Annotated in this window: 21 protein-coding genes and 1 riboswitch; of the genes, 12 read left to right on the top strand and 9 right to left on the bottom strand. The window is 72.7% G+C overall.

Features of this window, described 5'->3' with window-relative positions:
- Positions 1 to 11: 11 nt before the first annotated feature.
- The 7 genes from J5X86_RS25645 to J5X86_RS25675 form a co-directional block, all read right to left on the bottom strand.
- Positions 12 to 1451, bottom strand: a complete 1440-nt coding sequence (locus J5X86_RS25645) for a cobyrinate a,c-diamide synthase (protein WP_208519073.1) — start codon at positions 1449 to 1451, stop codon at positions 12 to 14.
- Positions 1445 to 2041, bottom strand: coding sequence for a cob(I)yrinic acid a,c-diamide adenosyltransferase (cobO, locus tag J5X86_RS25650; RefSeq protein ID WP_208519074.1), 597 nt, complete (start codon positions 2039 to 2041; stop codon positions 1445 to 1447). The genes J5X86_RS25645 and cobO overlap by 7 nt, the downstream gene beginning before the upstream one ends.
- A complete protein-coding gene (locus J5X86_RS25655) occupies positions 2041 to 4185 on the bottom strand; it encodes a putative cobaltochelatase (protein ID WP_208519075.1) in 2145 nt (714 codons plus the stop codon). The genes cobO and J5X86_RS25655 overlap by 1 nt, the downstream gene beginning before the upstream one ends.
- A 64-nt stretch (positions 4186 to 4249) precedes the next feature.
- A complete protein-coding gene (locus J5X86_RS25660) occupies positions 4250 to 5878 on the bottom strand; it encodes a cobyric acid synthase (protein WP_208519076.1) in 1629 nt (542 codons plus the stop codon).
- Entirely contained in the window at positions 5875 to 6858 is a 984-nt protein-coding gene (locus tag J5X86_RS25665; protein WP_208519077.1) for a cobalamin biosynthesis protein, read from the bottom strand. Before J5X86_RS25665 ends, J5X86_RS25660 begins: the two co-directional genes overlap by 4 nt.
- 174 nt (positions 6859 to 7032) lie before the next feature.
- Positions 7033 to 7186: riboswitch (cobalamin riboswitch) on the bottom strand.
- Positions 7187 to 7369: 183 nt separating this feature from the next.
- Positions 7370 to 7618, bottom strand: a complete 249-nt coding sequence (locus J5X86_RS25670) for a hypothetical protein (protein WP_078640746.1) — start codon at positions 7616 to 7618, stop codon at positions 7370 to 7372.
- A gap of 13 nt (positions 7619 to 7631) precedes the next feature.
- Entirely contained in the window at positions 7632 to 8912 is a 1281-nt protein-coding gene (locus J5X86_RS25675; RefSeq protein WP_208519078.1) for an inorganic phosphate transporter, read from the bottom strand.
- Between the two features lie 350 nt (positions 8913 to 9262).
- Here J5X86_RS25675 and J5X86_RS25680 point away from each other — a divergent pair, with 350 nt between their 5' ends.
- From J5X86_RS25680 to J5X86_RS25705, 6 genes are all read left to right on the top strand, one after another.
- Positions 9263 to 9949 carry a class II aldolase/adducin family protein gene (locus tag J5X86_RS25680; RefSeq protein ID WP_208519079.1) on the top strand — a complete coding sequence of 229 codons (687 nt, stop codon included), beginning with the start codon at positions 9263 to 9265 and terminating at the stop codon, positions 9947 to 9949.
- A gap of 136 nt (positions 9950 to 10085) precedes the next feature.
- The gene (locus J5X86_RS25685) at positions 10086 to 11213 is read left to right on the top strand and encodes an alpha/beta hydrolase (protein WP_208519080.1); all 1128 of its coding nucleotides are present in this window, start codon (positions 10086 to 10088) and stop codon (positions 11211 to 11213) included.
- 156 nt (positions 11214 to 11369) lie between these two features.
- Positions 11370 to 12875: a hypothetical protein gene (locus J5X86_RS25690; protein WP_374229292.1), complete on the top strand. Its 1506-nt coding sequence runs from the start codon at positions 11370 to 11372 to the stop codon at positions 12873 to 12875.
- A 234-nt stretch (positions 12876 to 13109) separates the two neighbouring features.
- Positions 13110 to 14708, top strand: coding sequence for an ABC-F family ATP-binding cassette domain-containing protein (locus tag J5X86_RS25695; RefSeq protein ID WP_208519081.1), 1599 nt, complete (start codon positions 13110 to 13112; stop codon positions 14706 to 14708).
- Positions 14709 to 15110: 402 nt separating this feature from the next.
- Positions 15111 to 15332, top strand: coding sequence for a helix-turn-helix domain-containing protein (locus J5X86_RS25700; protein WP_014059784.1), 222 nt, complete (start codon positions 15111 to 15113; stop codon positions 15330 to 15332).
- Positions 15333 to 15457: 125 nt separating this feature from the next.
- Positions 15458 to 16237: an enoyl-CoA hydratase/isomerase family protein gene (locus J5X86_RS25705; RefSeq protein WP_014059783.1), complete on the top strand. Its 780-nt coding sequence runs from the start codon at positions 15458 to 15460 to the stop codon at positions 16235 to 16237.
- 52 nt (positions 16238 to 16289) lie between these two features.
- Here the strand turns inward: J5X86_RS25705 and J5X86_RS25710 are convergent, their stop codons facing one another.
- Positions 16290 to 18161 (bottom strand): SpoIIE family protein phosphatase, encoded by a 1872-nt coding sequence (locus J5X86_RS25710; RefSeq protein ID WP_208519082.1) that lies wholly within the window; start codon positions 18159 to 18161, stop codon positions 16290 to 16292.
- Positions 18162 to 18254: 93 nt separating this feature from the next.
- Between J5X86_RS25710 and J5X86_RS25715 the strand changes: the two genes are divergently transcribed.
- Complete coding sequence (locus J5X86_RS25715) at positions 18255 to 22697, top strand: HAMP domain-containing protein (RefSeq protein WP_208519083.1); 4443 nt, start codon at positions 18255 to 18257, stop codon at positions 22695 to 22697.
- Entirely contained in the window at positions 22697 to 23188 is a 492-nt protein-coding gene (locus J5X86_RS25720; protein WP_078640738.1) for a two-component system response regulator, read from the top strand. The genes J5X86_RS25715 and J5X86_RS25720 overlap by 1 nt, the downstream gene beginning before the upstream one ends.
- Before the next feature lie 57 nt (positions 23189 to 23245).
- Here the strand turns inward: J5X86_RS25720 and J5X86_RS25725 are convergent, their stop codons facing one another.
- Complete coding sequence (locus J5X86_RS25725; RefSeq protein WP_208519084.1) at positions 23246 to 23989, bottom strand: nucleopolyhedrovirus P10 family protein; 744 nt, start codon at positions 23987 to 23989, stop codon at positions 23246 to 23248.
- 190 nt (positions 23990 to 24179) lie between these two features.
- On the opposite strand from J5X86_RS25725, the gene J5X86_RS25730 reads away from it, so the two are divergent.
- From J5X86_RS25730 to J5X86_RS25745, 4 genes are all read left to right on the top strand, one after another.
- Positions 24180 to 24698 carry an Asp23/Gls24 family envelope stress response protein gene (locus J5X86_RS25730; RefSeq protein ID WP_093460822.1) on the top strand — a complete coding sequence of 173 codons (519 nt, stop codon included), beginning with the start codon at positions 24180 to 24182 and terminating at the stop codon, positions 24696 to 24698.
- Between the two features lie 41 nt (positions 24699 to 24739).
- Complete coding sequence (locus tag J5X86_RS25735) at positions 24740 to 24934, top strand: hypothetical protein (RefSeq protein WP_078640735.1); 195 nt, start codon at positions 24740 to 24742, stop codon at positions 24932 to 24934.
- A 99-nt stretch (positions 24935 to 25033) separates the two neighbouring features.
- On the top strand, positions 25034 to 25480 hold the full coding sequence (locus J5X86_RS25740; protein WP_308124714.1) for a hypothetical protein: 447 nt from the start codon (positions 25034 to 25036) through the stop codon (positions 25478 to 25480).
- Complete coding sequence (locus J5X86_RS25745) at positions 25477 to 26211, top strand: DUF6286 domain-containing protein (protein WP_243981337.1); 735 nt, start codon at positions 25477 to 25479, stop codon at positions 26209 to 26211. Before J5X86_RS25740 ends, J5X86_RS25745 begins: the two co-directional genes overlap by 4 nt.
- The last annotated feature ends 1 nt before the right edge of the window (position 26212 follow it).

Genomic DNA, 26212 nt, shown 5'->3' on the forward strand with positions numbered 1-26212 from the left:
ACCGCCTCGGCTCAATCGGCAGGGGACACACATCTGTCGGCGAACCGGGCCGCCGCCCCTGGGACCGAGGCCCAGTGCACATGCAGATAGGAGGCATGCACATTTCCCTGTGCGAACCCTTCGGTACGACGCTCCGGGTGGACGAGCCCCCAGGCGGGCTCCGCCCCCGCTCCGGGCACGATGGTCGTGCGGTGGAACTCATGGCCGCGCACCCGCGTCCCCGCGGCGGCGAGTGCGGTGTCGGAGATGGCCACGGCCTCACGGTAGCCCAGCGTCAGACGTTCCGACATCCGTGCCTCGGCGGCCAGCACCCCGCACATCGGCTCCCCGTCCAGCGAGTGCGCCAGATACAGCAGTCCGGCACATTCGGCGGCGATGGGCGCGCCGGACGCGGCGAGCTTTGCGACGGCTGCCCGAAGCGGCTCGTTCGCGGACAGCTCGGGGGCGTAGACCTCCGGGAACCCGCCGCCGATCACCAGACCGCCGGTGCCTTCCGGGAGGTGCTCGTCCCGCAGCGGATCGAAGGGGACGACCCGCGCCCCGGCCGCCGTGAGCAGCTCGGTGTGCTCCGCGTACGAGAAGGTGAACGCGGCCCCGCCGGCCACGGCGACCACCGGCCGGGTCGCGCGCCCTCCCCGGCCCCCGGCACCGGGGACGGCCTCCACCGCCCGGCGCATCTCCTCCTCCGGATCCCAGACCGGCTCGGACAGGGGCGGTGCGCTGCGCGCAAGCGCCAACAGCCCGTCGAGATCGCAGCCCTCCCGCACCCGGGCGGCCAGCGCGGCCGCCGAATCGACCGCCTCCGCCTGGCGCTCGGCCACCGGCACCAGACCCAGGTGGCGGCTCGGTGCCCGCACCTCCCGCGTCCGGCGCAGCGCGCCGAACACCGGCACTCCGCACCCCTCCAGCGCCTCGCGCAGCATCGCCTCGTGACGGTCCGAACCGACCTTGTTGAGGATCACCCCCGCGACCCGCACCTCGGGGTCCCAGGACGCGAAGCCATGCACCAGCGCGGCCACCGACCGCGACTGCGACGACGCGTCCACGACCAGCACCACCGGCGCCCGCAGCAGCTTGGCCACATGCGCCGTCGAGGCCAGCTCGCCCTGCCCGGCCGCCCCGTCGAACAGCCCCATCACCCCTTCGACCAGGGCCAGATCGCAGCCCGCCGCCCCATGCAGGAACAGCGGGGCGATCCGCTGTGGGCCGCACAGATAGGCGTCCAGATTCCGGCCCGGGCGCGCGCCCCCGGCCCGGGACCGCCCGGCCGAGGAGGCGGCCGAGGAGATCGCGAGCGCGTGATAGCCAGGGTCGATGTAGTCCGGGCCGACCTTGTGCGGGGACACGTCCAGACCGCGCTCCGCGAAGGCGGCCATGAGCCCCGCGGTGACCGTCGTCTTCCCGCTGCCGGAGGCGGGCGCCGCGATCACCAGACGCGGGACACTCACCACTCGATGCCTCGCTGGCCCTTCTGACCGCTGTCCATCGGATGCTTGACCTTGGACATGTCGGTGACCAGGTCGGCGAAGTCCACCAGCTGCGCCGGTGCGTTACGCCCCGTGATGACGACGTGCTGCGTCCCGGGCCGGTCCCGCAGCACCGACACCACCTCGTCGGGGTCCACCCAGCCCCAGTGCATCGGATACGCGAATTCGTCCAGCACATAGAGCCGGTATGTCTCCGCCGCGAGATCGCGCTTGACCTGCTCCCAGCCCTCGCGTGCGGCCTCCTCGCTGGAAGCCATGTCGCGCTGGACCCACGACCAGCCCTCGCCCATCTTGTGCCATGCGACGGTCCCCCCTTCGCCCGAGTCGCCGAGGACGCGCAGCGCACGCTCCTCACCGACCCGCCATTTCGCGGACTTTACAAACTGGAATACACCGACCGGCCAGTTTTGGTTCCATGCCCGCAGCGCCAGCCCGAACGCCGCGGTCGACTTGCCCTTGCCCTGACCGGTGTGGACGAACACGAGCGGACGGTTGCGGCGCTGGCGGGTGGTCAGCCCGTCGTCCGGGACGACGGTCGGTTGTCCTTGCGGCATCAGGCGGCCCTCCGAGGGTTCGATACGGTTCGTACATCGCGCACCAGCGCTGTCACGCTGTCCGCGCGCAGCTCGTCGAGCGTCACCGGCGTGGCCCGCAGTTCGCGGGCGAGGGCGCCCGCCAGCCCCAGCCGCACCGGCCCCGACTCGCAGTCCACGACCACCGAGGCGACCCTGTCGCCCGCGAGCATCCGCGCCGCGCGTCCGGCCCGCTCGACCGGCGTGGGCCCGCCGGCCCGCTTTGCCTCCGTGGCCCGTCCGTCGGTCACCACGACCAGCAGCGGACGGCGTGAGGGATCCCGCAGCCGCTCCAGCCGCAGCACCTCCCGGGCCTTCAGCAGCCCGGCCGCCAGCGGCGTACGGCCGCCGGTCGGCAGCCGCTCCAGCCGCACGGCCGCCGCGTCCACCGACGAGGTGGGCGGCAGCGCCAGCTCGGCGTCCGCGCCCCGGAAGGTGATCAGCCCGACCTTGTCCCGCCGCTGGTAGGCGTCCAGCAGCAGTGACAGCACCGCGCCCTTGATCGCGCTCATCCGCGTCCGCGCGGCCATCGAGCCCGACGCGTCCACCACGAACAGCACGAGATTGCCCTCGCGGCCCTCGCGTACCGCCTCGCGCAGATCGTCCCGGCGCACGAGGAGCCCGGGACCGCGCCGCCCGCGCGCCCGCTGATGCGGGGCGGCCGCCCGGACGGTCGCCGCCAGATGCAGCGCGGAGAGCGTCCCCCGTGGGCGGCGCGACCCGGTGGTGCGGCCGTGCGCGCTGCGGGCGCGCGACCGACGCCCGGCCGCGCCCTCGCCCAGACCGGGGACGTCGAGCCGCCGGGTGCGGAACGGCTCGGCGGCGCCCACGGCCGCCCGCTCACCGCCGGCTCCGCCGGTACCTTCGTCCGCTTCCCCCGCCCCGTCGTCGCCATCGGCCCGGGCGGAGTCGGTCTCGCGGTCGGCCGTCTCGTGCTCATCCGTGCGCTGGTCGGGGACGGACGGCTCGGGCGCGGCGGGCGGCGCCTGCTCCCCTGCCCCGTCGCCCGCGCCCTCCTGGGGCCCGCCGCCGGGGTTCTCGGGGCCGCCCGGGCCGTCCGGCCCGTCGTCCGGGCTGTCGGGGCCCTCCGGGTCCGGCTCCGGCTCCGGCTCGTCCTCCTCGAACTGCCGCAGGATCTCGTCGAGTTTGTCCTCGTCGAGCCCCGGCGCGTCGAACGGAGCCCGCCGCCGGCGGTGGGGGAGCGACAGCAGCGCCGCCCCCCGTACGTCCTCGGTCCGCACGTCGGTGCGGTCCGCCCAGGCGGCCAGCGCGGTCGCCGTACGGGCCGTCACGATGTCCGCGCGCATCCCGTCCACCTCGAACCCGGCGCACACCGCCGCGATCTGCCGCAGCGCGCGATCGCCCAGTGCCACCCGCGGCAGCAGGGCGCGCGCCGCCGCGATGCGCTCCCGCAGGGCGGCCTCGTCCGCAGCCCAGCGCGCCGCGAACCCCTCGGGGTCCTTGTCGTACGCCAGCCGCCGCCGCACCACCTCGACCCGCTCATCGGTGTCCCGGGACGCCGCGACCTCCACTGTGAGACCGAAGCGGTCCAGCAACTGCGGCCGCAGCTCGCCCTCTTCCGGGTTCATGGTGCCCACCAGCAGGAAGCGCGCCGCATGCCGTACGGACACCCCCTCGCGCTCCACGTAGGAGGCGCCCATGGCGGCCGCGTCGAGCAGCAGGTCGATCAGATGGTCGTGGAGCAGGTTGACCTCGTCGACGTAGAGCACCCCGCGGTGGGCGTCCGCGAGCAGTCCGGGCTCGAACGCCTTCACCCCGTCCGACAGCGCCCGCTCGATGTCGAGGGCGCCGACCAGGCGGTCCTCGGAGGCGCCCACGGGCAGTTCGACCATCCGCGCGGAGCGCGCCTCGCCGGTGTCCGGCTCATGAGGGCCGTCCGGGCAGGATGGGTCGGGCGCGGCCGGATCGCAGGAGAACCGGCACCCGGCCACCACGTCGACCGCGGGCAGCAGCGCCGCGATCGCTCTTACGGCGGTGCTCTTGGCCGTGCCCTTCTCCCCGCGCACCAGAACGCCGCCCACGGCGGGTGAGACGGCGTTGAGGAGCAGGGCGAGCCGCAGACCGTCCATGCCGACGATCGCGCTGAAGGGGTAGGTGGTGGTCACGCGGCGGTACCTCCTGGTGTGCGTGGGCGTCCCGGTCCGGTGCCGGTGTGGGTGTCGGGGTTCATCACGACGTCCCCCCTGGCGCCCCAGGAGGGACGAACGGCAGCCCCTCCGGGACGCCCTTCTCGATGAGCCGCAGCAGTGCGTCGGTGTCGGCGTGCTCCTCGATCAGGTCGCCGAGCCGGTCGAGTTGCTCCTCGCGCAGCTCGCCGAAGCGGGTGTCCGGCGCCGGTACGAACGCCCGGCCCGCCGCGGCGGCCACCCGGCGCAGGAACGCCCGCCGGAAGCCGTCGCTCTCCAGCGAGCCGTGCCAGTGGGTGCCCCACACCGAGCCCACCCGGCAGCCGTCCAGGAAGGGCTCCTCGGCCCCGTCGAGCAGCTCGGCGACCCCGTGGTGGATCTCGTAGCCCTCCACCCGCTCACCGAGGGCCTCGCCCACCGGCCGGGCCAGGGTCTTCTCCGCCGCGAACCGCACCCGCACCGGCAGCAGCCCGAGCCCGGCGACCGTCCCGGCCTTCGACTCGACCTCGTCCTCGATGCGCTCCCCGAGCACCTGGAAGCCGCCGCAGACGCCCAGCACCGGACGGCCCTCGGCGGCCCGCCGGGCGATCGCGTCGGCGAGCCCGCGCTCACGCAGCCACTCCAGCGCCCTTACGGTGCCCCGGGTGCCCGGCAGCACCACCAGATCGGCGTCGGCCAGCTCCTCGGGCCGGTCCACGAACCGCACGACCACGCCTGGTTCGGCCGCCAGCGCGTCCACGTCCGTGAAGTTGGACATCAGCGGCACGGCGGCCACCGCGATCCGCAGGACGTCCGCGCCGTGAGGGGGCGCCACGACGCTCTCCCGCACGGTGCCGCGCAGCGACACCCGCAGCCCGTCCTCCTCGTCGATCCCCAGCCCGTGGGCGAACGGGAGCACACCGACGGTCGGGCGCCCGGTGAGGTCGCGCAGCATCTCCAGACCGGGCTCCAGAAGGCTCACATCGCCGCGGAACTTGTTCACCAGATAGGCGGCCACATGCCGTTGGTCCGCCGCCGACAGCAGCGCGGTGGTGCCGAAGAAGGACGCGAAGACGCCACCGCGGTCGATGTCCCCGACTACCACGACCGGAAGCCCGGCGGCGCGCGCCAGCCCCATGTTGACGATGTCGGTGCGGCGCAGATTGATCTCGGCCGGACTGCCCGCGCCCTCGCAGATCACCGCGTCATGGGTGCGCCGCAGCTCCTCCAGGCACTCCGTGACGGTCCCCAGCAGAGCCTCCCGCCCCGAGGGCCGCGTCCGCCCGGGGGAGGCCGCGCCCGACGGCGGGTGCGCCGCGGGCCCCGACCGCCCGAAGTACCCGCGCGCGCTCAGCTCGCCCACCGGCTTGCCCAGCAGCACCACTTGGCTGCTGCGGTCGCTGCCCGGCTTCAGCAGGACCGGGTTCATCAGCGCGCTCGGCTCGACGCGCGCGGCGGCGGCCTGCATGGCCTGCGCCCGCCCGATCTCCGCCCCCTCCCGGGTGACGAAGGAGTTGAGCGACATGTTCTGCGCCTTGAAGGGAGCCACGCTGACGCCCTTACGGGCGAGCCACCGGCAGATCCCGGCCGTCACCACGCTCTTGCCCGCGTCGGAGGTCGTGCCCGCGACGAGCAGCCCCCCGCCCCGCGCCCCGGAACCGTCCGTGCCGCCCGTACCGCGTATCCCGCTCATCCGCCGCCCCTTCCAGCGGCCCGGAGCCGCCCCGTCAACGCCCTCAGGACCGGCCGGGCCGCCACGGACACCCCGAGCGCCAGGACGCCGACGCGCCGCGACAGCCGTATCGCCCGCTCGATGTCGGCCGACTCCACCGGCCGCCCGCCGGAGTTGAGCACCGGCCGGTGCTCGACCCGGCCGCCGTACGTGAGGGTGCCGCCCAGCCGTACGCCGAGCGCGCCCGCGAACGACGCTTCCACGGGGCCCGCGTTGGGGCTCGGATGGTGCCGGCCGTCGCGCCGCCAGGCGCGCCGCGCACCGCGCGGATCGGGGCCCGCGAGTGTCGCCAGGGCCGCCGTAAGGCGCGCACCGGGCCAGCCGACCACATCGTCCAGACGGGCCGCCGCCCAGCCGAACCGCCGGTAGCGCGGCGACTTGTGGCCCACCATGGCGTCCAGGGTGTTGACGGCGCGGAAGCCGATGAGCCCCGGCACGCCGCCCACGGCCCCCCACACCAGCGCGCCCACGACGGCGTCGGAGGTGTTCTCGGCGACCGATTCGACGACCGCGCGGGCGATCTGCGGCCCGTCCAGCGCCTGCGGATCGCGCCCGCACAGATGCGGCAGCCGCTCCCGGGCGACCTCCAGGTCCCCCGCGGCCAGGGCGCCGCCGACGGCCCGTGCCTCACGGCCCAGCGTCGTACCGCCCAGCACGGCCCAGGTGGCGGCGGCGGTCAGCGCGACCTCCGCGCCACCGCGCCCGCCGAGGGCCCGTACGGCGCGGGTCAGCAGCGCGGCACCAGCGGCCGCGCCGCCCGCGCACAACGCGGTGTGCAGGGCCCCGTAACCGCGGTGGTCACGCCACAGCCGGCGCTCGGCGGCCGCGGCGGCGCGCCCGAACGCGGCGACCGGATGGCCGCGGCGCGGATCGCCCGTGGCGAGATCACCGAGGAAGCCGAGGGCCGCGCCGCACGCGAACGAGGCGTGATCGGCACGCATCCGTCAGGCCGCCGTCACGCCTCGGCGCGACGACATGTAACCAAAGGGGCCGGGTGGGCTGAAGAGGCCGGAAGAGCCAGTGGGGACAGAGGAGGCTGGCGGCGTGGCAGTGCCGGGCATGGCGGTATGTCCTCACTCAGGGTCCGCGCCCTGGTTCGACGTCACCGGCGGTGAAAGTCTCCTGGCTCCCGGATCCGCGCCCCTCCCGGTCTTCCAGCCCCGCGTACGAAAGCAACCGTACGGTCGAGCCGTGACCCCATACAGGCGATGGGAGAGTGCTCCCCGGTGACAGTGGCGGGACCGCGCCGGATTCTCACCGGCTTCCTCTCCTGCCGCCGTTTGGCTCGGGAAGTCCACCATGGGCCGCGAATGGCCGTCAACTCGCATATGACCCATGACGCCCGAGTGTGCCGAGCCCCACAGGCGCGGCCGCACACGAGGCGGCCGCCGGACGGTCGGCGCTGGTCAGCGCCACCATCCGGCGGCCGGTGGGTCGATGAGGACGCGAGCCTCAGGCGACGATCAGATAGATGCCGTACGCCACGGCCGCGGCGCACAGCGCGAAGCAGGTGTACGCCCCGGTGCGCGCGAGCGCGGAGGCGCCGACCGTGCCACCGGACACGGCGGCCGCGCCGCCCTGCTCCGGCGCCGCCTTACGGGACGTCCCGAGGATGCCCAGGGTGAAGACGCCCACCATGCCGACCGTCACCACGAGGCTGACGCCGAAGACCTGGCCGAGTGCCGCCCAGTCGATGCTCATGTTCCGTGGCTCCTTAGCGGGAGGTGCTGCTCGCGGCGGCGGGGGTGGGGGTCTGGTCGGGCGTGTGCTCGGCGATGCCGCCCTCGGGGGCGGTCTCCGCCGCGCTCTCGGGGGCGGAAGGCTTCGCACCCGCGGGCGGTGGGGCCACGGACCGCAGGGCGGCCGTGACGACGCCCACCGGCTCGTGTGCGCCGACCTCGTTGACGTTGGTGTGGTCCACGGGCTTGCGGCGCGACAGCGCCCAGATCGCCCCGCAGGCCAGGACGGCGAGCACGGCCACCGCCGTGACCCCCGCGTTCCCCTGGTCGGCCAGCAGCGCGGCGCCGCCCGCCACCAGGCCCGCGGCCGGGAGGGTCAGCACCCAGGCGAGCACCATGCGGCCGGCGGTCGACCAGCGCACCACCGCGCCCTTACGGCCGACACCCGCACCCATGACGGCGCCGGAGCAGACCTGGGTGGTGGACAGCGCGAAGCCGATGTGGGAGGAGGCCAGGATGACGGTCGCGGCGCCGGTCTGGGCGGCGAAGCCCTGCGGCGGCTGGATGTCGGTGATGCCCTTGCCCATGGTGCGGATGATGCGCCAGCCGCCCAGGTAGGTGCCGAGCGCGATGGCCAGGCCCGCCGAGACGATGACCCACAGCGGCGGGTCGGAGTCGGGTGCCACCACGCCCCCGGTGACCAGCGCCAGGGTGATCACGCCCATCGTCTTCTGGGCGTCGTTGGTGCCGTGGGCCAGGGAGACCAGGGCGGCCGAGGCGATCTGCCCCGCGCGGTAGCCCTTCGCGGTGTCCTCCGAAGAGCGGCCGCGGCCGAGCCGGTAGGTGAGCCGGGTGGCGGCCACCGTGGCGATGCCGGCCACGACCGGCGCGGCGACGGCGGGGATCAGGACCTTCATGACGATCGCGTCGCCGTTGACCCCGTCCAGGCCGACGGAGACCACGGTGGCGCCGATCAGGCCGCCGAACAGGGCGTGCGAGGAGCTGGAGGGGAGCCCGGCGAGCCAGGTCACCAGATTCCACAGGATCGCCCCGACCAGCCCCGCGAAGATCACTTCTGGTCGGATACCGGAGTCCTCGTCGATGATCCCGCCGGAGATGGTCTTGGCCACCTCCACGGACAGGAACGCGCCGACGAGATTGAGGACGGCCGACATCGCCACCGCCACCCTGGGACCGAGTGCTCCCGTGGAGATGGTGGTGGCCATGGCGTTAGCCGTGTCGTGGAAGCCGTTCGTGAAGTCGAACACCAAGGCCGTGACGATCACGATCCCGATGAGAAGCGTGATGTGTTCCATACACCCGGTCAATCAGTTCGAAGGTCGTTAGTGGCACGGTGAACGTAAGGAAACAGGGTGAACGGAAGATGAACTGAGTGGGGCATCAGGGTGACGTGGTTGCGGGAGTGCTAAAGCCTGATGAATTCAAGCCTACTTTCCCATGTCGTACGGGAGTTGAGTCCCGATCGAGGACTGCCGGCGGAGGCCCCGGGACCGGCCCCGCGGCCGCCCGCCGTTCACCCTCGTTCACCCTCACAGGGGCGGCTGCCCACGAGGCGCGGTCGTAGACAAGCGGCGCGCCCCTTCCGGTCCCGCCATCGCCCGGCCGCCGGACGCCTGGGAGGATCGGGCCTCGGAGGTGAGGGCAGGTGACCCAGTCGCGATCCACGCGGCAGCCGCAGCCGCGGCTGACCCATCCCCTGCGGCAGGCATGGACGCAGGTGGTGAGAACGGCCCGCAGAACCACCGCCGACGGCCTGGTCGTCGGCACCTCGGGCAATGTCTCGGCCCGGGTCGGCGACACCGTCCTGGTGACCCCGAGCGGCGTCCCTTACGACCGGCTCGGCCCACGGGACGCCGTCGCCGTCGACCTCGACGGACAGCAGCTCCTCGGCACGCTCGAGCCGACCAGTGAGCTGCCCATGCACCTGGCCGTCTACCGGGAGACCGACGCCGAGGCCGTGGTCCATACCCACGCCGTCCACGCCACGGCCGTCTCCACGCTCGTCGACGAGCTCCCCGCGATCCACTACATGACCGCGGCCCTCGGCGGACCGGTCCGCGTCGCGGCCTACGCGCTCTACGGAACGGACGAACTGGCCGACGCCATGATCGAGGCGCTGCGCGGCCGCAGCGGCTGCCTGCTGCGCAACCACGGCACCGTCGTCCACGGCGCCACCCTGGACCAGGCGTACGACCGCACCGCCCAGCTCGAATGGATGTGCCGGGTCTGGCTCACCGCGGTCTCCGTCCCCGGCCGCACCCCCTCCCTGATCCCGCCGGACGAGCTGCGGCGCGCCGCGGACAAGCTCAGCGGCTACGGCCAGCCGAGCTGAGCCCGCCGGGCACCCGCCCGGGCCCGCACCGCACCCGCCCGGCCCCGCACCGCACGCGCCCGGGCCCCGGCCGGACGGTCACCCGGCCGGGCGCGCCCGCTGGCCGGGGGCCGCCTCCCCGCCCACACTGGGAGGGATGCGCCTGTGGACAACGGCGGTCGCGGCCGCCACCACCTTGCTGAGTGCCGGCGTGGCCGCGGTGGCGGCCGGACGGTACGCCACCGACGCTGCGCTGAAACCGGCCCCCGACCGTCCGCTGCCGAACGAGCCCCCGCTCACCGTGCACGCGACCGCGGCCGGCCAGATCACCCTGACCCGCTCGCTCGCCTCGCTGCGCCCCGGCGTCTACGGCCTTACCGGCCGCTCCTGCCACGCCGTCGTCGGCCCCGTCATCGAGGACGCCCCGCACCCCGCCGACTGCGTGGTGCGCCGCCTGGAGCGGGTCACCCACGGCGACCTCACCCCCGGCACCCGGGTGCGGCTGACCCCCCAGGTGTACATCGGCAATCCGCGGGACGCGCTCGGCATCGACCACGCCGACGTCGACGTGCCCGGCGAACTCGGCCCGCTGCCCGCCTGGTTCATCCCCGGCGAACGCTCCACATGGGTGATCACCACCCATGGCCTCGGCACCACCCGTGAGCACCCTATGGTCGTCATGCCCTTCCTGCGGCAGCTGCGGGTGCCGGTGCTCGACCTCGCCTACCGCGGGGACCCCGGCGCCCCCCGGCCCAAGGACGGCATATCCCACCTCGGCGACACCGAATGGCGCGACCTGGACGCGGCCCTCCGCTACGCGGTGGCGTACGGGGCCACCGGGATCGTGCTGCACGGCTGGTCCATCGGCGCCTCGATGGCCCTCCACGCCGCCGCGAACTCCGCGCTGCGCCACCGCGTCCTCGGCCTCGTCCTGGACTCCCCGGTGCTCGACTGGCAGGCCACCCTGCGCGCCCTCGCCGCGGCCCGCGGCGTCCCCGCTCCGCTGCTCCCACTCGCCCTGCGGGCCGCCGAGGGGCGCACCGGGCTCCACGACAGCGTGCTTCCGGAGGTGGCCGATCCCGAGCGGTTGTCCGTGCCCACGCTCGTCGCCCACGGCCCCGACGACACCCTCGCGCCCTGGCACGCCTCGCGCGAATTCGCCGACCGCAGACGCGACCTGGTCACCCTTCACACGGTGCGGCGGGCCCCGCACGCGGCCATGTGGAACGCGGACCCCAAGGGGTACGAGGAGGCTCTGCGGCGCTTTCTGATACCGCTCCTGTAGCGCCCGTAAGGCGATCGCGGAAGCGCGTGCGAGACGGCGCGGGAAGCGTTCGCGGGGCGGTGGCGCGAGCGTCCGTAAGATGGCGCGAACCGTTCGCGGCGACCGCCGGACGGGTGCCGATTGGGCTTTCGGGCCGTCAACGGCGAGACTGCTTCCGTGACGTCCCGTACTCCGCGCGACTCCCGGCTCCGACTCGTCCGCAACCGGCCGATGGCCACCGCCCGCCGGCCCGCGGTGAACCGCGGCTCAAGACCGGCGCCCCGCCCGCCGGAGGGCACTCCGCCCCCGGCGGAGCTGGCCCGGCGGGCCAGGGCGGGGCTCACCGGGGCCGTGGCGGTCGCCCACTGGGCCGCGGCCGAGCACGGCGCTCCCGGCGCGCTGTCCGACGAGGCCGCCGCCCGCGCCGCCGCCGCGCTCGGGCTGAGCGAACCGGAGGTGCGGAGCGACTGGGACCGCGCCCGCCTCATCGGCCTCATCGAGCACCACGCGGGTACCACCCGCCCCGGCTGGCGGCTGCAGGCGTGGGACCGGGACGACAGCGCCGTGCTGCGCGGCTGGGTCGCGCTCCTCGACGCGTGGTCCCTGGCCTGCCCCGCCCCGGCGGCGGCCGAGCCGACGGCGGTCGCGGAGGTCGTCGAGGCCGTACCGCAACTGCTCTCGCTGCTGCAGCTCTCGGCCGGCCCCATGCAGATCTCCGCCCTGCTGGACATGCTCCGGCAGCGGGTCGCCGAGCTGCGCACCGAGCGGTGCGAGGTCCCCCAGGACGCCACGGAGCTCCGGGACGCCACAGAGCTCCGGGACGCCACGGAGCCGCAGGAGCCCGCGCGGGGCGCCGGGAGTGCGGGGAGCCCCGACGACGCCGAGGACACCGCCACGCTGGAGGGGCTGCTCGACTGGGTCCTGGACGCTCTCTCGTCCGTCGGGGCGCTCACCGTACGGGAGGAGCCCCAAGACGGGGCGGCGGGGCCGGAGAGCGCCGGGAGGGCGGCCGACGACGCCAAGGGCGACAGCCGGGAGGCCGAGCTGTCCGCGCTCGGCAATTGGGCGGTGTGGGTCAAGCTGGAGCAGATCTGCGTCGCCGCCCAGAGCCCGGCCGGGAACATCGAGCAGCCCGCCGCCGACATGCTGCGCGGCTGTGCGGGCCTCACCCCGGGCCCCGCCCGCGCCGAGTACCGGGCCTGGCTGGCCGCCCGCCCCGTCGGCAGCGCCGTCACCGAGCTGATCGAGGCGGCGCGCGGCGACGACGCGCTGCTGCGCGGGCTCGCCTTCGAGGCGCTGCGCGTCGTCGGAGCGCCCGCCGAGCCCGCCGTACGGGCCGTCGTCGACGAATCGTGCCTGCGGCCGTACGCGCTTCTGTGGCTGGCCGAGCACGAGGGGGCCGACCCGGACGAGGCGCTGGACGCGCTCACCCGCGAGGAGGCCACCTGGCTGTGGGTGGACACCGCCGCGGCCATCTCCGACCACGGGGAGAGCCCGCTGCTCGTCCGCCACCTGGAGTCCGCCGTCCAGGGCACCGTGCCCGCGCTGCTGGAGGAGGTACGGGCCGTGGGGCACCCCCGCACCGTGCAGGTCCTGGTGGCGCTGGCCGCCGCCCACCCCGATCCGGCCCTGGCCAAGGCGGTGCGCCGGGCGGCCTTCCAGGTGCACACGGGCGGGGCTTGACAGGTTCACACGGGCCGGGCCCGAGGGGGAGCGGCCGCGGGGGAGAGGAGAGCGGCCGCCGCGGGAAACCATGGGGGAAGGCCGTAAGGTCGCGGCGAGGGCCGTAAGGGCCGGGGGAAAACGACTTGCCCGCACCGCTAAACTAGCCGCATGGCAATTCTCCTCGTGCATTAGACGGCGTCGGCCGCTCTCGTCCGTCCCGTCCGCCGTCCACCCTGCCCAGGAGTAATTCCCGTGATCACCGCCTCCGGCGTCGAGCTGCGTGCCGGCGCTCGCGTCCTCATCGAGTCCGCTTCCTTCCGTATCGCCAAGGGCGATCGCATCGGCCTGGTCGGCCGTAACGGCGCGGGCAAGACCACGCTCACCAAGTGCCTGGCCGGTGAGGGCATCCCGACCGCCGGCACCATCACCCGCTCCGGTCAGGTCGGCTACCTCCCGCAGGACCCGCGCACCGGCGATCTCGACGTCCTCGCCCGCGACCGCATCCTCTCGGCCCGCGACCTCGACTCCGTGCTCCGCAAGATGCGCGAGAACGAGGACCGGATGGCCAACGGCAAGGGCGCCACCCGCGAGCGCGCGATGAAGAAGTACGAGCGCCTGGAGACCGAGTTCCTCACCAAGGGCGGATACGCCGCCGAGGCGGAGGCCGCGACCTTCGCCGCCAGCCTCGGCCTGCCCGACCGGGTGCTCGGCCAGCCGCTCCATACGCTCTCCGGCGGTCAGCGGCGCCGGGTCGAGCTGGCCCGGATCCTCTTCTCGGACTCCGACATCATGCTGCTGGACGAGCCCACCAACCACCTCGACGCCGACTCGATCACCTGGCTGCGGGACTACCTCAAGACCTACAGCGGCGGCTTCATCGTGATCTCCCACGATGCCGACCTCGTCGAGACGGTCGTCAACAAGGTCTTCTACCTGGACGCCAACCGCTCGGTGATCGACATCTACAACATGGGCTGGAAGCTCTACCAGGCCCAGCGCGAGGCGGATGAGAAGCGCCGCAAGCGCGAGCGCGCCAACGCCGAGAAGAAGGCCGCGGCGCTCAACTCGCAGGCCGACAAGATGCGCGCCAAGGCGACCAAGACCGTGGCCGCGCAGAACATGGCCCGCCGCGCCGAGCGGCTGCTGGCCGGTCTGGACGAAGTCCGGCAGAGCGACAAGGTCGCCAAGCTCCGCTTCCCCGATCCGGCCCCGTGCGGCAAGACCCCGCTGACCGCGGAGGGGCTGTCGAAGTCGTACGGCTCCCTGGAGATCTTCACCGACGTGGACCTGGCCGTCGACAAGGGATCCCGGGTCGTCATCCTGGGGCTGAACGGCGCCGGTAAGACGACCCTGCTGCGGCTGCTGGCCGGGGTCGAGAAGCCGGACACCGGCGAGGTGATCCCCGGCCACGGGCTGAAGCTGGGCTACTACGCGCAGGAGCACGAGACGCTCGACCCGGACCGCACCGTCCTGGAGAACATGCGCTCCGCCGCCCCGGATCTGGACCTGGTCGACATCCGTAAGACGCTCGGGTCGTTCCTGTTCTCCGGCGACGACGTGGACAAGCCGGCCGGAGTGCTCTCCGGCGGTGAGAAGACCCGGCTCGCGCTGGCCACCCTGGTGGTCTCCTCGGCCAATGTGCTGCTCCTGGACGAGCCCACCAACAACCTCGACCTGGCCAGCCGTGAGGAGATCCTCGGCGCGCTGCGCACCTTCGCCGGTGCGGTGGTGCTGGTGACCCACGACGAGGGCGCCGTCAACGCGCTGCAGCCGGAGCGGATCATTCTGCTTCCGGACGGTGTCGAGGATCTGTGGGGCGAGGCGTACGCGGACCTCGTCGCGCTCGCCTGACGAGGGCCGATGGCGGCGCCGGGGCTGCGTTCCGGCCGCCGCCCCAAGAGTCCGGTTCCTCCGCTCCGACGCCCTTCTCATAGATCATTCGGCCTAGGCGTGATCCATCATCTGAGTGAGAGCGGCTGGTATCGCGGCGCGTCGCGGGCCACCGGCGCACGCGACGTGCCGTGCGCCGGTCCGGACCTCTGCGACCTTGCTCACGTATGCCCTGACCTGCCTCTTCGCCGATGAACACGAAAGAGTGTCAGGTTGAACAGCGCCGGAATCCTTGATTCCGAAGGCCGTCGCGCCGCGATCTCCCGCAATCCTTCATCCACAGACCTTGCCGAATGGGTGGCCAGGAAGCTCTGTAGGGGTGATCATGAGAGTCCAGAGCGCACTTCCCATGAGGAGGCACGGGTGGCCGAGACTCTGAAGAAGGGCAGCCGGGTGACCGGCGCCGCGCGCGAAAAGCTCGCGGCAGACCTGAAGAAGAAGTACGACTCCGGGGCGAGCATCCGGGCGCTGGCCGAGGAGACCGGCCGTTCCTATGGATTCGTTCACCGGATGCTCAGTGAATCCGGAGTCTCCCTACGGGGACGCGGCGGCGCGACGCGAGGCAAGAAGGCCGCCACGGCCTGATCGCACGAGCTGTGCTCCGTCATCATCGGCAGGTATGGACAGGGGTGCCACCCGGCTGATCGTCGGTTCGGCCGGGTGGTTACTGTGCAGTCACTTGTACTGACCGCACTCGACCGGAGGCCCCTGTGACCCTGCTCGACAAGGACGGCGTTCAGCTCACCGTCGATGACACGGTCGCCACGGTGACCCTGACCAACCCGGCGAAGCGCAACGCCCAGTCGCCCGCCTTGTGGCGGGCGCTGGCCGAGGCGGGGAAGCTGGTGCCGGGCACCGTGCGCATCGTGGTGCTGCGCGCCGAGGGCAAGTCCTTCTCGGCGGGCCTGGACCGTCAGGCGTTCACGCCCGAGGGGTTCGACGGCGAGCCGTCGTTCCTCGAGCTGGGGCGCGGCTCCGACAGCGAACTGGACGCCGCCATCGCCGAGTACCAGGAGGCGTTCACCTGGTGGCGGCGGAACGACATCGTGTCGATCGCCGCCGTCCAGGGCCATGCCATCGGGGCCGGTTTCCAGCTCGCGCTCGCCTGTGATCTGCGGGTCTGCGCGGAGGACGCACAGTTCGCCATGCGCGAGACCAGCCTCGGGCTGGTGCCGGACCTCACCGGCACCCATCCGCTGGTCGGGCTCGTGGGGTATGCCCGGGCGCTGGAGATCTGCGCGACCGGGCGCTTTGTCCATGCCGAGGAGGCCGTGCGGACCGGGCTCGCCAATCTCGTGGTGCCCGCCGCCGAGCTCGACGGCGCGGTCCAGGACCTGGCGGCGGCCCTTCTCGCCGCGCCCCGTGACGCCGTGATCGAGACCAAGGCGCTGCTGCGGGGGGCCGTGGACCGCACCTACGAGGACCAGCGCGTCGCCGAGCGCGCCGCCCAGGCCCGTCGGCTGCGCGACCTGGCGGGGCTGACGGACTAGAGAGCGCCGCTTCCCGGTGGGGCCGCCCGCGCCGCCCAAAGTGCCCGCGCCGTCACGGCGTCCGCGGCGGCTCCACCGTCGGTACCGCCTCCAGCACCAGCACCGCGAGGTCATCGTCGATCGGCTCGGGGCTGAAGTCATACGTGGCGCGCCGCACCCGCTCCGCGACCGCCTTGGCCCCCAGCCCGACGCAGTCCCGCAGGATGTCCGAGAGGCCGTCGTCGTCATCGAGCTGACGGACGCCGTTGCGCCGCTCGGTCACCCCGTCGGTGACGCACAGCAGCGTCTCGCCGGGCGCCAGGTCCAGCGTGTCGGCGTGGAAGTCCGGGTTCTCGTCGATGCCGAGCAGCATCTGGGGGCCGGCGGCGGGCGCCACCGTACCGTCGGTGGTCAGCCGCAGCGGCAGCGGATGGCCGGCGCTCGCCAGGGTGCAGCGGGCGCTGCCCCCTTCCGGGTCGGGCTCCAGCTCCCCGTACAGCAGGCTCAGGAAGCGTGGCCGGGACTGTTCGCCGTCGATCTCCGCCGCCTCCGCGTCCTCCTCCACCAGCGCCTGGTTCAGCCGGTTGAGCACCGACTCGACACCATGGCCCTCGCGGGCCAGCAGCCGGACCAGATGGCGGGCCAGCCCCGTGACCGACATCGCCTCCGGATCGCTGCCCTGGACGTCGCCCAGCAGGAAGCACCAGCGGCGGTCGCCCATGGGGAACAGGTCGTAGAAGTCGCCGCCGACGGTCTGTCCCTCGCCGTGCGGCTCGTAGACGATCGCCGAGTCCACCCCCGGAATGTGGGCGAGCGACATGGGTAGCTGCCGGCGCTGCAGTGCCCGGCTGATCGTCGCCTGCCGGGTGTACTGCCGGGCCGTGGCCACCGCCTGGGCCACCCGCCGCGCCACGTCCTCCGAGAGCCGCACCACGCCCTCCGCCATCCGTGGCACGCCCGCCCGGCCGATGAGCAGGGCGCCATGGCTGCGGCCGTGTGCGATCAGCGGGAAGCACACTGCCGATCCGCCCTGGCTGTCCGCGATCCCGGGCCAGGGCCAGGAGGTGCCCGCCGAACCGAGCCCGGTGGGCGGCGGATGCCGCTCCAGCGACAGGCGGAGCGCGCCGATACGGTGCTCATCGCTGTGCCAGACGCGGGCGAGCTGCAGCCCGCCGCTCGGGGTGGTCAGCCAGACCGCGCACCAGTCGGCCAGCCGGGGCACCAGAAGCTGCCCGGCGAGGGCGGCGACCATGTTCTCGTCGAGCTGGCCGGTGAGCAGTTCGCTGGCCTCGGCGAGGAAGGACGGCCCGCCGCGGTCGACCCAATCGGCGGTCGGATCGCGCTGCTCGCGCGGCGTCACGGGGGCGAGGGTCTCGGCGAACCGCAGCTCACGCCCGAGCGCTTTGGTGGGGACGGCGTCGGACTCGGGCACCGCACGCTCGGCGTCCAGCCGGAACCAGACCGCCTTACGGGTGCGGTGATAGGTCACGCCCCAGGATTCGGCGAGCGCCCCGATCAGTTGGAGCCCGCGGCCGCGGCCCCGGCGCTGGGTCTCGGGCCCTCCGTAGACGGTGCTGGCGGGGTGGAGGTCCGCCACCTCCACGACGATCCCCGGCCGTCTCGGCGGGTCGGCCGGGGAGGGCGTCTCGGCGGGCTGCCCCATGGTGTCGCCCTCGTCGGCGGTGGCGTCACCGGGCTGGAGCCGGCAGACCACCTCGACCCGGGTGCCCGCGTGCAGCACCGCGTTGGTGACCAGCTCGCTCACCAGCAGCACCGCGTCGTCGATCGACCGCTCGTCGAGGGCGACCGGCTCGAACGCCTCCGCGGCGCTCCGTCCCGTAAGTGCTGTACGGACGAAGGTGCGCGCTGCGCCGGGCGCGCGCACGCTTCCGGGCAGCGTTGTCCGTGAGACGGACTCACGCGCGAGAGGAAACAAAGCTCCCACGTGCGGCTCCAGGGCAATATGAGCGGTTTAGGCCATCTAGGTGCCATATTATGACAGACAGGGGGAATTGAATGATCTTTAAGGGACGACGCCATGGCACTCGACCCGATCACCACCGACACTTCCCCGGCGCGACCCGCGGACAGTGCGGATTCCGCTGGGCCGTCCGGCCCGGCGTGCGATGCGGAGACCACGTCCGAGCTGCGTTCCCTGCTCGCGGCGATGAACGCACTGTGCGACGGTGACTTCACCGTCCGTGCGGACCCCTCGGCCGAGGGTGTGGTCGGCGAGATGGCCGGGGTCTTCAACCAGCTCGTGCTGCGCAACGCGCATCTGGCCGGGGAACTGCAGAGGGTGCGCCGAGAGGTGGTGCGCCAGGGCAGGCTGGACGAGCGGATCACCGCGAGCCCCGGTCTGGGGGCCTGGACGACCAGCGTGGATGCGGCCAATCACCTGTTGGACGCCCTGGTCGGCCCGGTGTCCAATGCCACGCGGGTGCTTGACGCGATCGCGTCGGGCGACCTGACCCAGCGGGTGGATCTGCACGACGGCAACCGCCAGCTCCGCGGCGATCTGCGGCGGCTGGGGCGCGGGGTGAACCGCACGGTGGACCAGCTGTCGCTGTTCACCGGCGAGCTGACCCGGATCGCCCGCGAGGTCGGCACCGAGGGCCGGCTGGGTGGCCGCGCCAAGGTGCAGGGACTCTCCGGCGACTGGCGCATGGTGACGGAGGCCGTCAACACCATGGCCTCCCGGCTGACCGCGCAGGTCCGCGACATCGCCGAGGTGACCACCGCGGTCGCCCGCGGTGACCTCACCCGCCAGGTGACCGTCGAGGCCACCGGTGAGCTGCTGGAACTCAAGCTCACCGTGAACACCATGGTCGACCAGCTCGGGGCGTTCGCCGACGAGGTGACGCGGGTGGCGCGGGAGGTGGGCACCGAGGGTGAGCTGGGCGGCCGGGCCCAGGTCAGGGGCGTGTCCGGGGTCTGGAAGGACCTTACGGACAGCGTCAACTTCATGGCGTCCAACCTGACCTCGCAGGTCCGCAACATCGCCCAGGTCACCACGGCGGTCGCCACCGGCGATCTCTCTCAGAAGATCACCGTGGATGCGAGGGGCGAGATCCTGCAGCTCAAGTCGACGATCAACACCATGGTCGACCAGCTCTCCGCCTTCGCCGACGAGGTGACGCGGGTGGCGCGGGAGGTGGGCACTGAGGGTGAGCTGGGCGGCCGGGCCCAGGTGCGCGGCGTCTCCGGGGTCTGGAAGGACCTTACGGAGAACGTCAACTTCATGGCCGACAACCTGACCTCTCAGGTCCGCAATATCGCCCAGGTGGCCACCTCCGTGGCGGAGGGCGATCTGAGCAAGACGATCACGGTGGAGGCGAAGGGCGAGATCCTGGAGCTGAAGTCGACGATCAACACCATGGTGGACCGGCTGTCGTCCTTCGCCGACGAGGTGACGCGCGTGGCCCGCGAGGTGGGCACCGAGGGCAACCTCGGCGGCCAGGCCCAGGTCCGCGACGTGTCCGGGGTCTGGAAGGACCTTACGGAGAACGTCAACTCCATGGCCCTGAACCTGACCTCCCAGGTCCGCAATATCGCCCAGGTCACCACGGCGGTCGCCAACGGCGATCTCTCGAAGAAGATCACGGTCGATGCCCGGGGCGAGATCCTGGAGCTCAAGGAGACCGTGAACACCATGGTCCAGCAGCTCCGCTCGTTCGCCGACGAGGTGACCCGGGTGGCCCGCGACGTCGGCACCGAGGGCCAGCTTGGCGGCCGGGCCGGAGTGCCGGGCGTCTCCGGGGTCTGGAAGGACCTTACGGACAACGTCAACTTCATGGCGTCCAACCTGACCTCGCAGGTCCGCAACATCGCGCAGGTCGCCACCGCCGTGGCGGAGGGCGATCTGAGCAAGAAGATCGACGTGGACGCGCGCGGCGAGATCCTCGAGCTGAAGACCACCATCAACACCATGGTCGACACGCTCTCCTCGTTCTCCGACGAGGTGACCCGGGTGGCCCGTGAGGTCGGCAGCGAGGGCCGCCTGGGCGGCCAGGCCCGGGTCGAGGGCGTCTACGGCACCTGGAAGCGGCTGACCACCGGCGTCAATGAGCTCGCCCTCAACCTGACCACCCAGGTGCGCGCGATCGCCGAGGTCGCCTCCGCCGTCGCCCAGGGTGATATGTCCGGGTCCATCTCGGTCGAGGCACAGGGCGAGGTCGCCGCGCTGAAGAACAACGTCAATCTGATGGTCGCCAACCTCCGCGAGACCACCCGTGCCAAGGACTGGCTGGAGTCCAACCTGGCCCGTATCGCCTCCCTGATGCAGGGCCACCGCGATCTGGTCGAGGTCGCCGATCTGATCCTGAGCGAGCTGACCCCGCTGGTCAACGCGCAGTTCGGGGCGTTCTTCCTCAGCGCGGCCGGTGCCAAGCCCGGTGAGGGGCTCGAGCTCATCGCCGGATACGGCACCGATCAGGACGCGGTCGGGGGCGACGGCCAGACCCCGCGGACCGGCCCACCGGGCCGCGGGCTGGTCGCCCAGGCGGCGGTGGGGAAGAAGCGGATCCTCATCAACGACGTCCCGCCCGACTACCTCGCCATCAACTCCGGGCTGGGCTCCGCGCTCCCGGCCAGCGTGGTCATCCTGCCGATCCTCTACGAGGACCAGGTGCTCGGAGTGATCGAACTGGCCTCGTTCAGCCGGTTCAGCGAGGTCCACCTGGCCTTCATCGACCAGTTCGTGAACACCATCGGCGTCTCGATCAACACCATCATCGCCAACGCCCGCACCGAGTCGCTGCTCTCCGAGTCCCAGCGGCTCACCACCGAGCTGCGCCAGCGCTCGAACGAGCTGCAGCGCTCCAACGCGGAGATGGAGGAGAAGGCCGCGCTGCTGGCGACCGCCTCCCAGTACAAGTCCGAGTTCCTCGCCAATATGTCGCATGAGCTGCGCACCCCGCTGAACTCGCTGCTCATCCTGGCCCGGCTGCTCGCCGACAACCCCGAAGGGCGGCTGTCCCCCCAGGAAGTGCAGTTCGCCGCCACCATCCACCGCTCCGGCTCCGATCTGCTCCAACTGATCAACGATGTCCTGGATCTGTCGAAGATCGAGGCGGGCCGGATGGACGTCCGTCCGAAGAAGCTGCCGCTGGTCAAGATCCTGGACTATGTGAACGCCACGTTCCGGCCGCTCGCCGTCGACCGGGGGCTGTCGTTCGAGATCGCCGTCGGCGAGGACGTACCGCGCGAGATGTTCTCCGATGAGCAGCGGCTCCAGCAGATTCTGCGCAATCTGCTCTCCAACGCCCTGAAGTTCACCTCCTCGGGCGGGGTGACGCTGCGCGTCGAGCGCACCCCGGGAGCGCAGTTCGAGGAGGAGGCGCTGCGGTCCGCGGACGCCGTGATCGCCTTCGCCGTCACCGACACCGGTATCGGCATCCCGCCGGAGAAGCTGCCGGTGATCTTCGAGGCGTTCCAGCAGTCCGACGGCACGACCAGCCGCAAGTACGGCGGCACCGGCCTCGGCCTGTCCATCAGCCGGGAGATCGCCGGAATGCTCGGCGGCCGGATCGTGGCCGAGAGCGAACTGGGCGTCGGCTCCCGCTTCACCCTCTACGTCCCCGTGCACTACAGCGGCGTCGCCCCGGTGCCCGACCCCTCGGACCCCAGGGCCACCGGCTCCACCGTCCCGGCGGCGGCCCCCGCCCCGGACGAGACGCTGCCGGACACCACCGACCACGCCCCCAGCGGAGTCTTCGGCGAGGCGGACAGCCTGGTCGCCGCCCGGGCCCTGAGCGGCGGGGCCGAGACCGGGGACGGAGACGAGGCCGGGGACCACGATGACGGCTGGCCGGGGGCCACCCAGCTCAAGGAGTGGCAGCGCGGACGCCCCGGCCGGGTGCTGGACGGCCGCCGCATCCTGATCGTCGACGACGACATACGGAACGTCTTCGCGCTCACGCATGTGCTGGGCCGGGTCGGCATGACGGTGAAGTACGCGGAGAACGGCCGCGAGGGGCTGGAGGTACTCCATCGCAACCCCGACGTCTCGCTGGTCCTGATGGACGTGATGATGCCCGAGATGGACGGGTACGAGACGATCCGGGCCATCCGAAGCACACCCCGGCTGGCCGATGTGCCGATCCTCGCCCTGACCGCGAAGGTCATGCCCGGCGACCGGGAGAAGGCCATCGACAGCGGCGCGAACGGCTATGTCCCCAAGCCCGTGGACGTCGACCGGCTGATGTCGGCGATCATCGAGCTGCTCGATCCGGTGGGGGAGGCGGGGAGCGGGGGCGGTGACGCTGCCGCGTCAGGTGGTGACCCTGCTGCGGTTGGTGGTGACGCCGTTGCGTCTGGTGCTGACGCCTTCGACGAGGCGTCGCTCGGTGTGCCGGGCGGTGTCGAGGACGGCGATGGAGACGGGGTCGAGGACGGCCGTGCGGATGACGGTGAGGGCGTCGGCCAGGACGGGAGCGTGCCCGACGAGACCGGTCCGCCGAGGCCGAGACAGGGGGAGTGATGACGACCGCATGCGAGAAGGCCGGAATCCTCATCGTCGACGACATGGAAGAGAACCTGATCGCGCTGGAGGCCGTCCTCGGCCCGCTCGATCAGCAGCTCGTCCGCGCCCGCTCCGGCGAGGAGGCGCTGAAGGCGATGCTGCGGCAGGACTTCGCCGTCGTTCTGCTCGATGTGCTGATGCCGGGCATGGACGGCTTCGAGACCGCCGCCAACATCAAGCGGCTCGACCAGACCAAGGACGTCCCGATCATCCTGCTGACCGGGACCGACGCCGACTCCGACTACGCCTACCGGGGCTATGCGATCGGCGCCGCCGACTTCCTCACCAAACCCTTCGACCCCTGGCTGCTGCGGACGAAGGTCAATGTGTTCCTGGAGATGCACCGCAAGAACTGCCGGCTCGAGGCGCGGACCGAGCAGTTGGCCGACCGGGTCGCGGAGCTGGAGCGCACGGTCGAGGGGCTGCGGAAGTACAGCGCCGAGGGTTGATCGGTCTGGACTGACTGGCGGCGACGGTTGACCGGCCAGGTCCGACCAGGGCTGTGGTCAGGGGTCCACGGCGGTGACCAGGACGGCCACCGTGGGCGGCTGGTCTCCGGGGGCCGGGGCCGGGGCGGCCTGTGCCACCGCCGTTCGCACCGCCCGCGCCACCTCCACGGCGCGGTGATCCGCCGCCACGGCCAGCTCGATCCGGATGTGCGCGCCCTCGATCCGCACGGGCCGGGGTGATCCCAGCACCGACGCGAGCCGGGCGACGCCGGGCACGGATGCGGCGGCGCGAGCGGCGGCCGCGGCGGCGGGGTCCGGGTCGGGGCGTTCGACCCACGTCGGCCGTGATGGGGGTTGGTTTTGGTGGGGTCGCGGGGCCACCGGAGCCGAGGGCGGGGCCGGGAGTTCGTCCAGCACGTCCGTCACCCGTACGTCCACCGCCTCCACCAGGAGCCCCAGCCGGTCCGTCGCCGCGTCGAGGAGTACGTCGCGCAGTCGGTCCGCCGTCACCGGAAGCGGTTCCTCCAGCGTCGCCCCGCACTCCGCCGCGATGCGCAGCGCTCCCGGCGGCAGTGCGCTCGGCGGGGGCGGTACCGCGGGCGTCGCGTCGGTGTCGGGGTCGGCGGGCGCGATCCGAAGCGCTCCCAGGCGTGCGTCGGGGACCTGGTCGGCGGCCCGCCGGAGCACCTCGCCCGCCGCGTGTTCGGTGATCCAGGAGCCGTCCTCCCGCTCGCCCAGGGGCAGCAGCCGTCCGAGCCGAAGCTGCTCCCTTACGGTCTGCGCGAGCCGGTCTGTGACCACCGTGTCACCCCTTGGCGCCGGACGGGACCGAGCCCTACTGGTCTCAGCCTGCCGTGTGCTTACAGCCTGCCGTATCCATCGCGCGAGTGCCGCATCTCCGAGGCGGTTCGGGGAAGGCCCCTTTAAGGTTGGCGGTAGAGCGAGCGGAAACCTCTTCGACCGCTCTTCGCCTCGGAAGGGACGATCGGTGATGTCCGAGACCGCACCACGGAACCGACCCGAGAACCCCGCCACAGAGCCCGCCGCAGGCACTCCGAGGACCCTGGGCGCCAGGGGCGGCATCGCCCCGGCCGCCACCGACCGGCCCCGGCGCGGCGGAGGCGATCCCGGCTCGCGGGGGCGCACCACCATCGCCGATGGCGTCGTCGAGAAGATCGCGGGTATGGCGGCCCGCGATGTGGTCGGCGTCCATGCGATGGGTGGCGGTCTCGCGCGAACCTTCGGAGTCGTACGGGACCGGGTGCCCGGCAACCGGTCGGTCGCCCGTGGGGTGAAGGCGGAGGTGGGAGAGGTACAGACGGCCCTCGACCTGGAGATCGTGGTGGACTACGGCGTCTCCATCGCCGATGTCGCACGGGCCGTGCGGGAGAACGTGATCGCGGCGGTCGAGCGGATGACCGGCCTCGAAGTGGTCGAGGTCAATATCGCGGTCAGCGATGTGAAGTTGCCGGACGAGGAAGAGGAATCGCCGGAGCCGCGGCTCCAGTAGGCCGGCAGCGGTTCCGGTTGGCTCCAGCAGGGGAGCACACGATGAGCATGGCCGTGGTCGGGATGATCGCGGGGATGGCGCTGGCTTTCGCCGGATACTTCGGTGGTTTCGGGGCCTTTCTGCTGGTGGCGGCGTTGGGCGCCGTCGGGTTTATCGTCGGCCGGTTCCTGGACGGTGATCTGGAACCGGGCGACTTCTTCCGTTCCCGTGGCCGTGATGACGGACGGCCACGGTGAACACTTCGACGACGACAGGCGCGATGACGACGGCAGGGGCCGTGACGACGGCAAGGGCCGTGGCGGCAGTTGGGGCCATGACGACAGTAAGGACGCGCCGTGGTCGAGCCGAGTGAGCGGGGCGCGACGCGGATCGCGGACCGGGTCGTCGCGAAGATCGCCTCGCAGGCGGCACGGGAGGCGCTGCGGGCGGACGGGGCCGGCGCCGCGGATGCCATGGACGCGGCTGCCGCTGCGGATATGGCGGATGTAGCGGACGTCGTGGATACCGCCGACGTTGGACTTACCGATGCCGCCGCCGCGCGGCCGCACGCGGTCGCCGTGGTGCGCGGGGACGTCGCGCGCGTCCGGGTCGCCGTCGAGCTGGGCTATCCCTCGGACATCGGCGCGCACTGTGGTGCGGTGCGTCGTCATGTGATCGAACGGGTAGGCGAGTTGACGGGCATGCAGGTGCCCGAGGTCGTGGTGACGGTCGAACGACTGCATGTGCCGCAGTGGGAGCACCCGGAGCGGAGGGTGCGTCGGGGGAGGGACAGGGTGCGATGAACGCGGACCAGAAGATGCGTCAGTCCACCTCGGCGTCGGCGTACGGCGGGAGAGCGGGCACGGGTGCCCGGGACGGGGATCCGCCCGTGCGTACGAGGCGCTTCTGGTCCGTGCGGCGGGTACCGGCCGGGATCGTCGCCCTGGTCATCGCCGCCATCAGCGGGCTGCTGCTGTACGACGTGGCGGCCGTGCGCTCGGGTCGGCCCGCCATGCGATGGCGGGAATGGCTCGCCGATGAACTTGCCTCACGGCCGCTGGACGACGCGTGGATCATGGGCGGGGCGGCGGCGTTGGCCGCGCTGGGAGTGTGGATGGTGGTCCTCGCGTTGGCGCCGGGGCTGCGTGGGCTGCTCCCGATGTGTCCGCCGGAGACGGGGACTGAGGCGGAGGCGGGGCCGGGGACTGAGGCGGAGGCGGGGCCGGGGAAGGGTGTGGAGGCGGGCGCCGGGACCCGGGTCGGGGCCGGGGTCGTCGTACGGGCGGGGATCGACCGGACCTCGGCGGGTCTGGTGCTGCGGGACCGGGCGATGGAGGTGCCCGGTGTGCGGTCCGCCCGCGTAGATGTCGGGCGTCGGCGGGTCAGGGCCCGGGCGCTGGCCCACTTCCGTGATCTCGACGAGGTACGGGCGGATCTGGACGCCGCCCTCCACGAGGGCATCCGGCAACTGGGCCTGGCCCGGCGGCCCGCCCTGTCCGTCCGTGTCCGGCGGTCGGCGAAGTCGAAGGGGTGAG

It is taken from the genome of Streptomyces sp. NEAU-YJ-81 (genome assembly GCF_017592595.1).
Taxonomy (GTDB): domain Bacteria; phylum Actinomycetota; class Actinomycetes; order Streptomycetales; family Streptomycetaceae; genus Streptomyces; species Streptomyces hygroscopicus_B.

Excerpts from the sequence above, each read along its gene's own strand:
- cobO (WP_208519074.1), bottom strand. The coding sequence starts at position 2,041 with ATGCCGCAAGGACAACCGACCGTCGTCCCGGACGACGGGCTGACCACC.
- J5X86_RS25660 (WP_208519076.1), bottom strand. The coding sequence starts at position 5,878 with ATGAGCGGGATACGCGGTACGGGCGGCACGGACGGTTCCGGGGCGCGG.
- J5X86_RS25665 (WP_208519077.1), bottom strand. The coding sequence starts at position 6,858 with ATGCGTGCCGATCACGCCTCGTTCGCGTGCGGCGCGGCCCTCGGCTTC.
- J5X86_RS25670 (WP_078640746.1), bottom strand. The coding sequence starts at position 7,618 with ATGAGCATCGACTGGGCGGCACTCGGCCAGGTCTTCGGCGTCAGCCTC.
- J5X86_RS25675 (WP_208519078.1), bottom strand. The coding sequence starts at position 8,912 with ATGGAACACATCACGCTTCTCATCGGGATCGTGATCGTCACGGCCTTG.
- J5X86_RS25685 (WP_208519080.1), top strand. The coding sequence starts at position 10,086 with ATGCGCCTGTGGACAACGGCGGTCGCGGCCGCCACCACCTTGCTGAGT.
- J5X86_RS25715 (WP_208519083.1), top strand. The coding sequence starts at position 18,255 with ATGGCACTCGACCCGATCACCACCGACACTTCCCCGGCGCGACCCGCG.
- J5X86_RS25720 (WP_078640738.1), top strand. The coding sequence starts at position 22,697 with ATGACGACCGCATGCGAGAAGGCCGGAATCCTCATCGTCGACGACATG.
- J5X86_RS25730 (WP_093460822.1), top strand. The coding sequence starts at position 24,180 with ATGTCCGAGACCGCACCACGGAACCGACCCGAGAACCCCGCCACAGAG.
- J5X86_RS25735 (WP_078640735.1), top strand. The coding sequence starts at position 24,740 with ATGAGCATGGCCGTGGTCGGGATGATCGCGGGGATGGCGCTGGCTTTC.
- J5X86_RS25745 (WP_243981337.1), top strand. The coding sequence starts at position 25,477 with ATGAACGCGGACCAGAAGATGCGTCAGTCCACCTCGGCGTCGGCGTAC.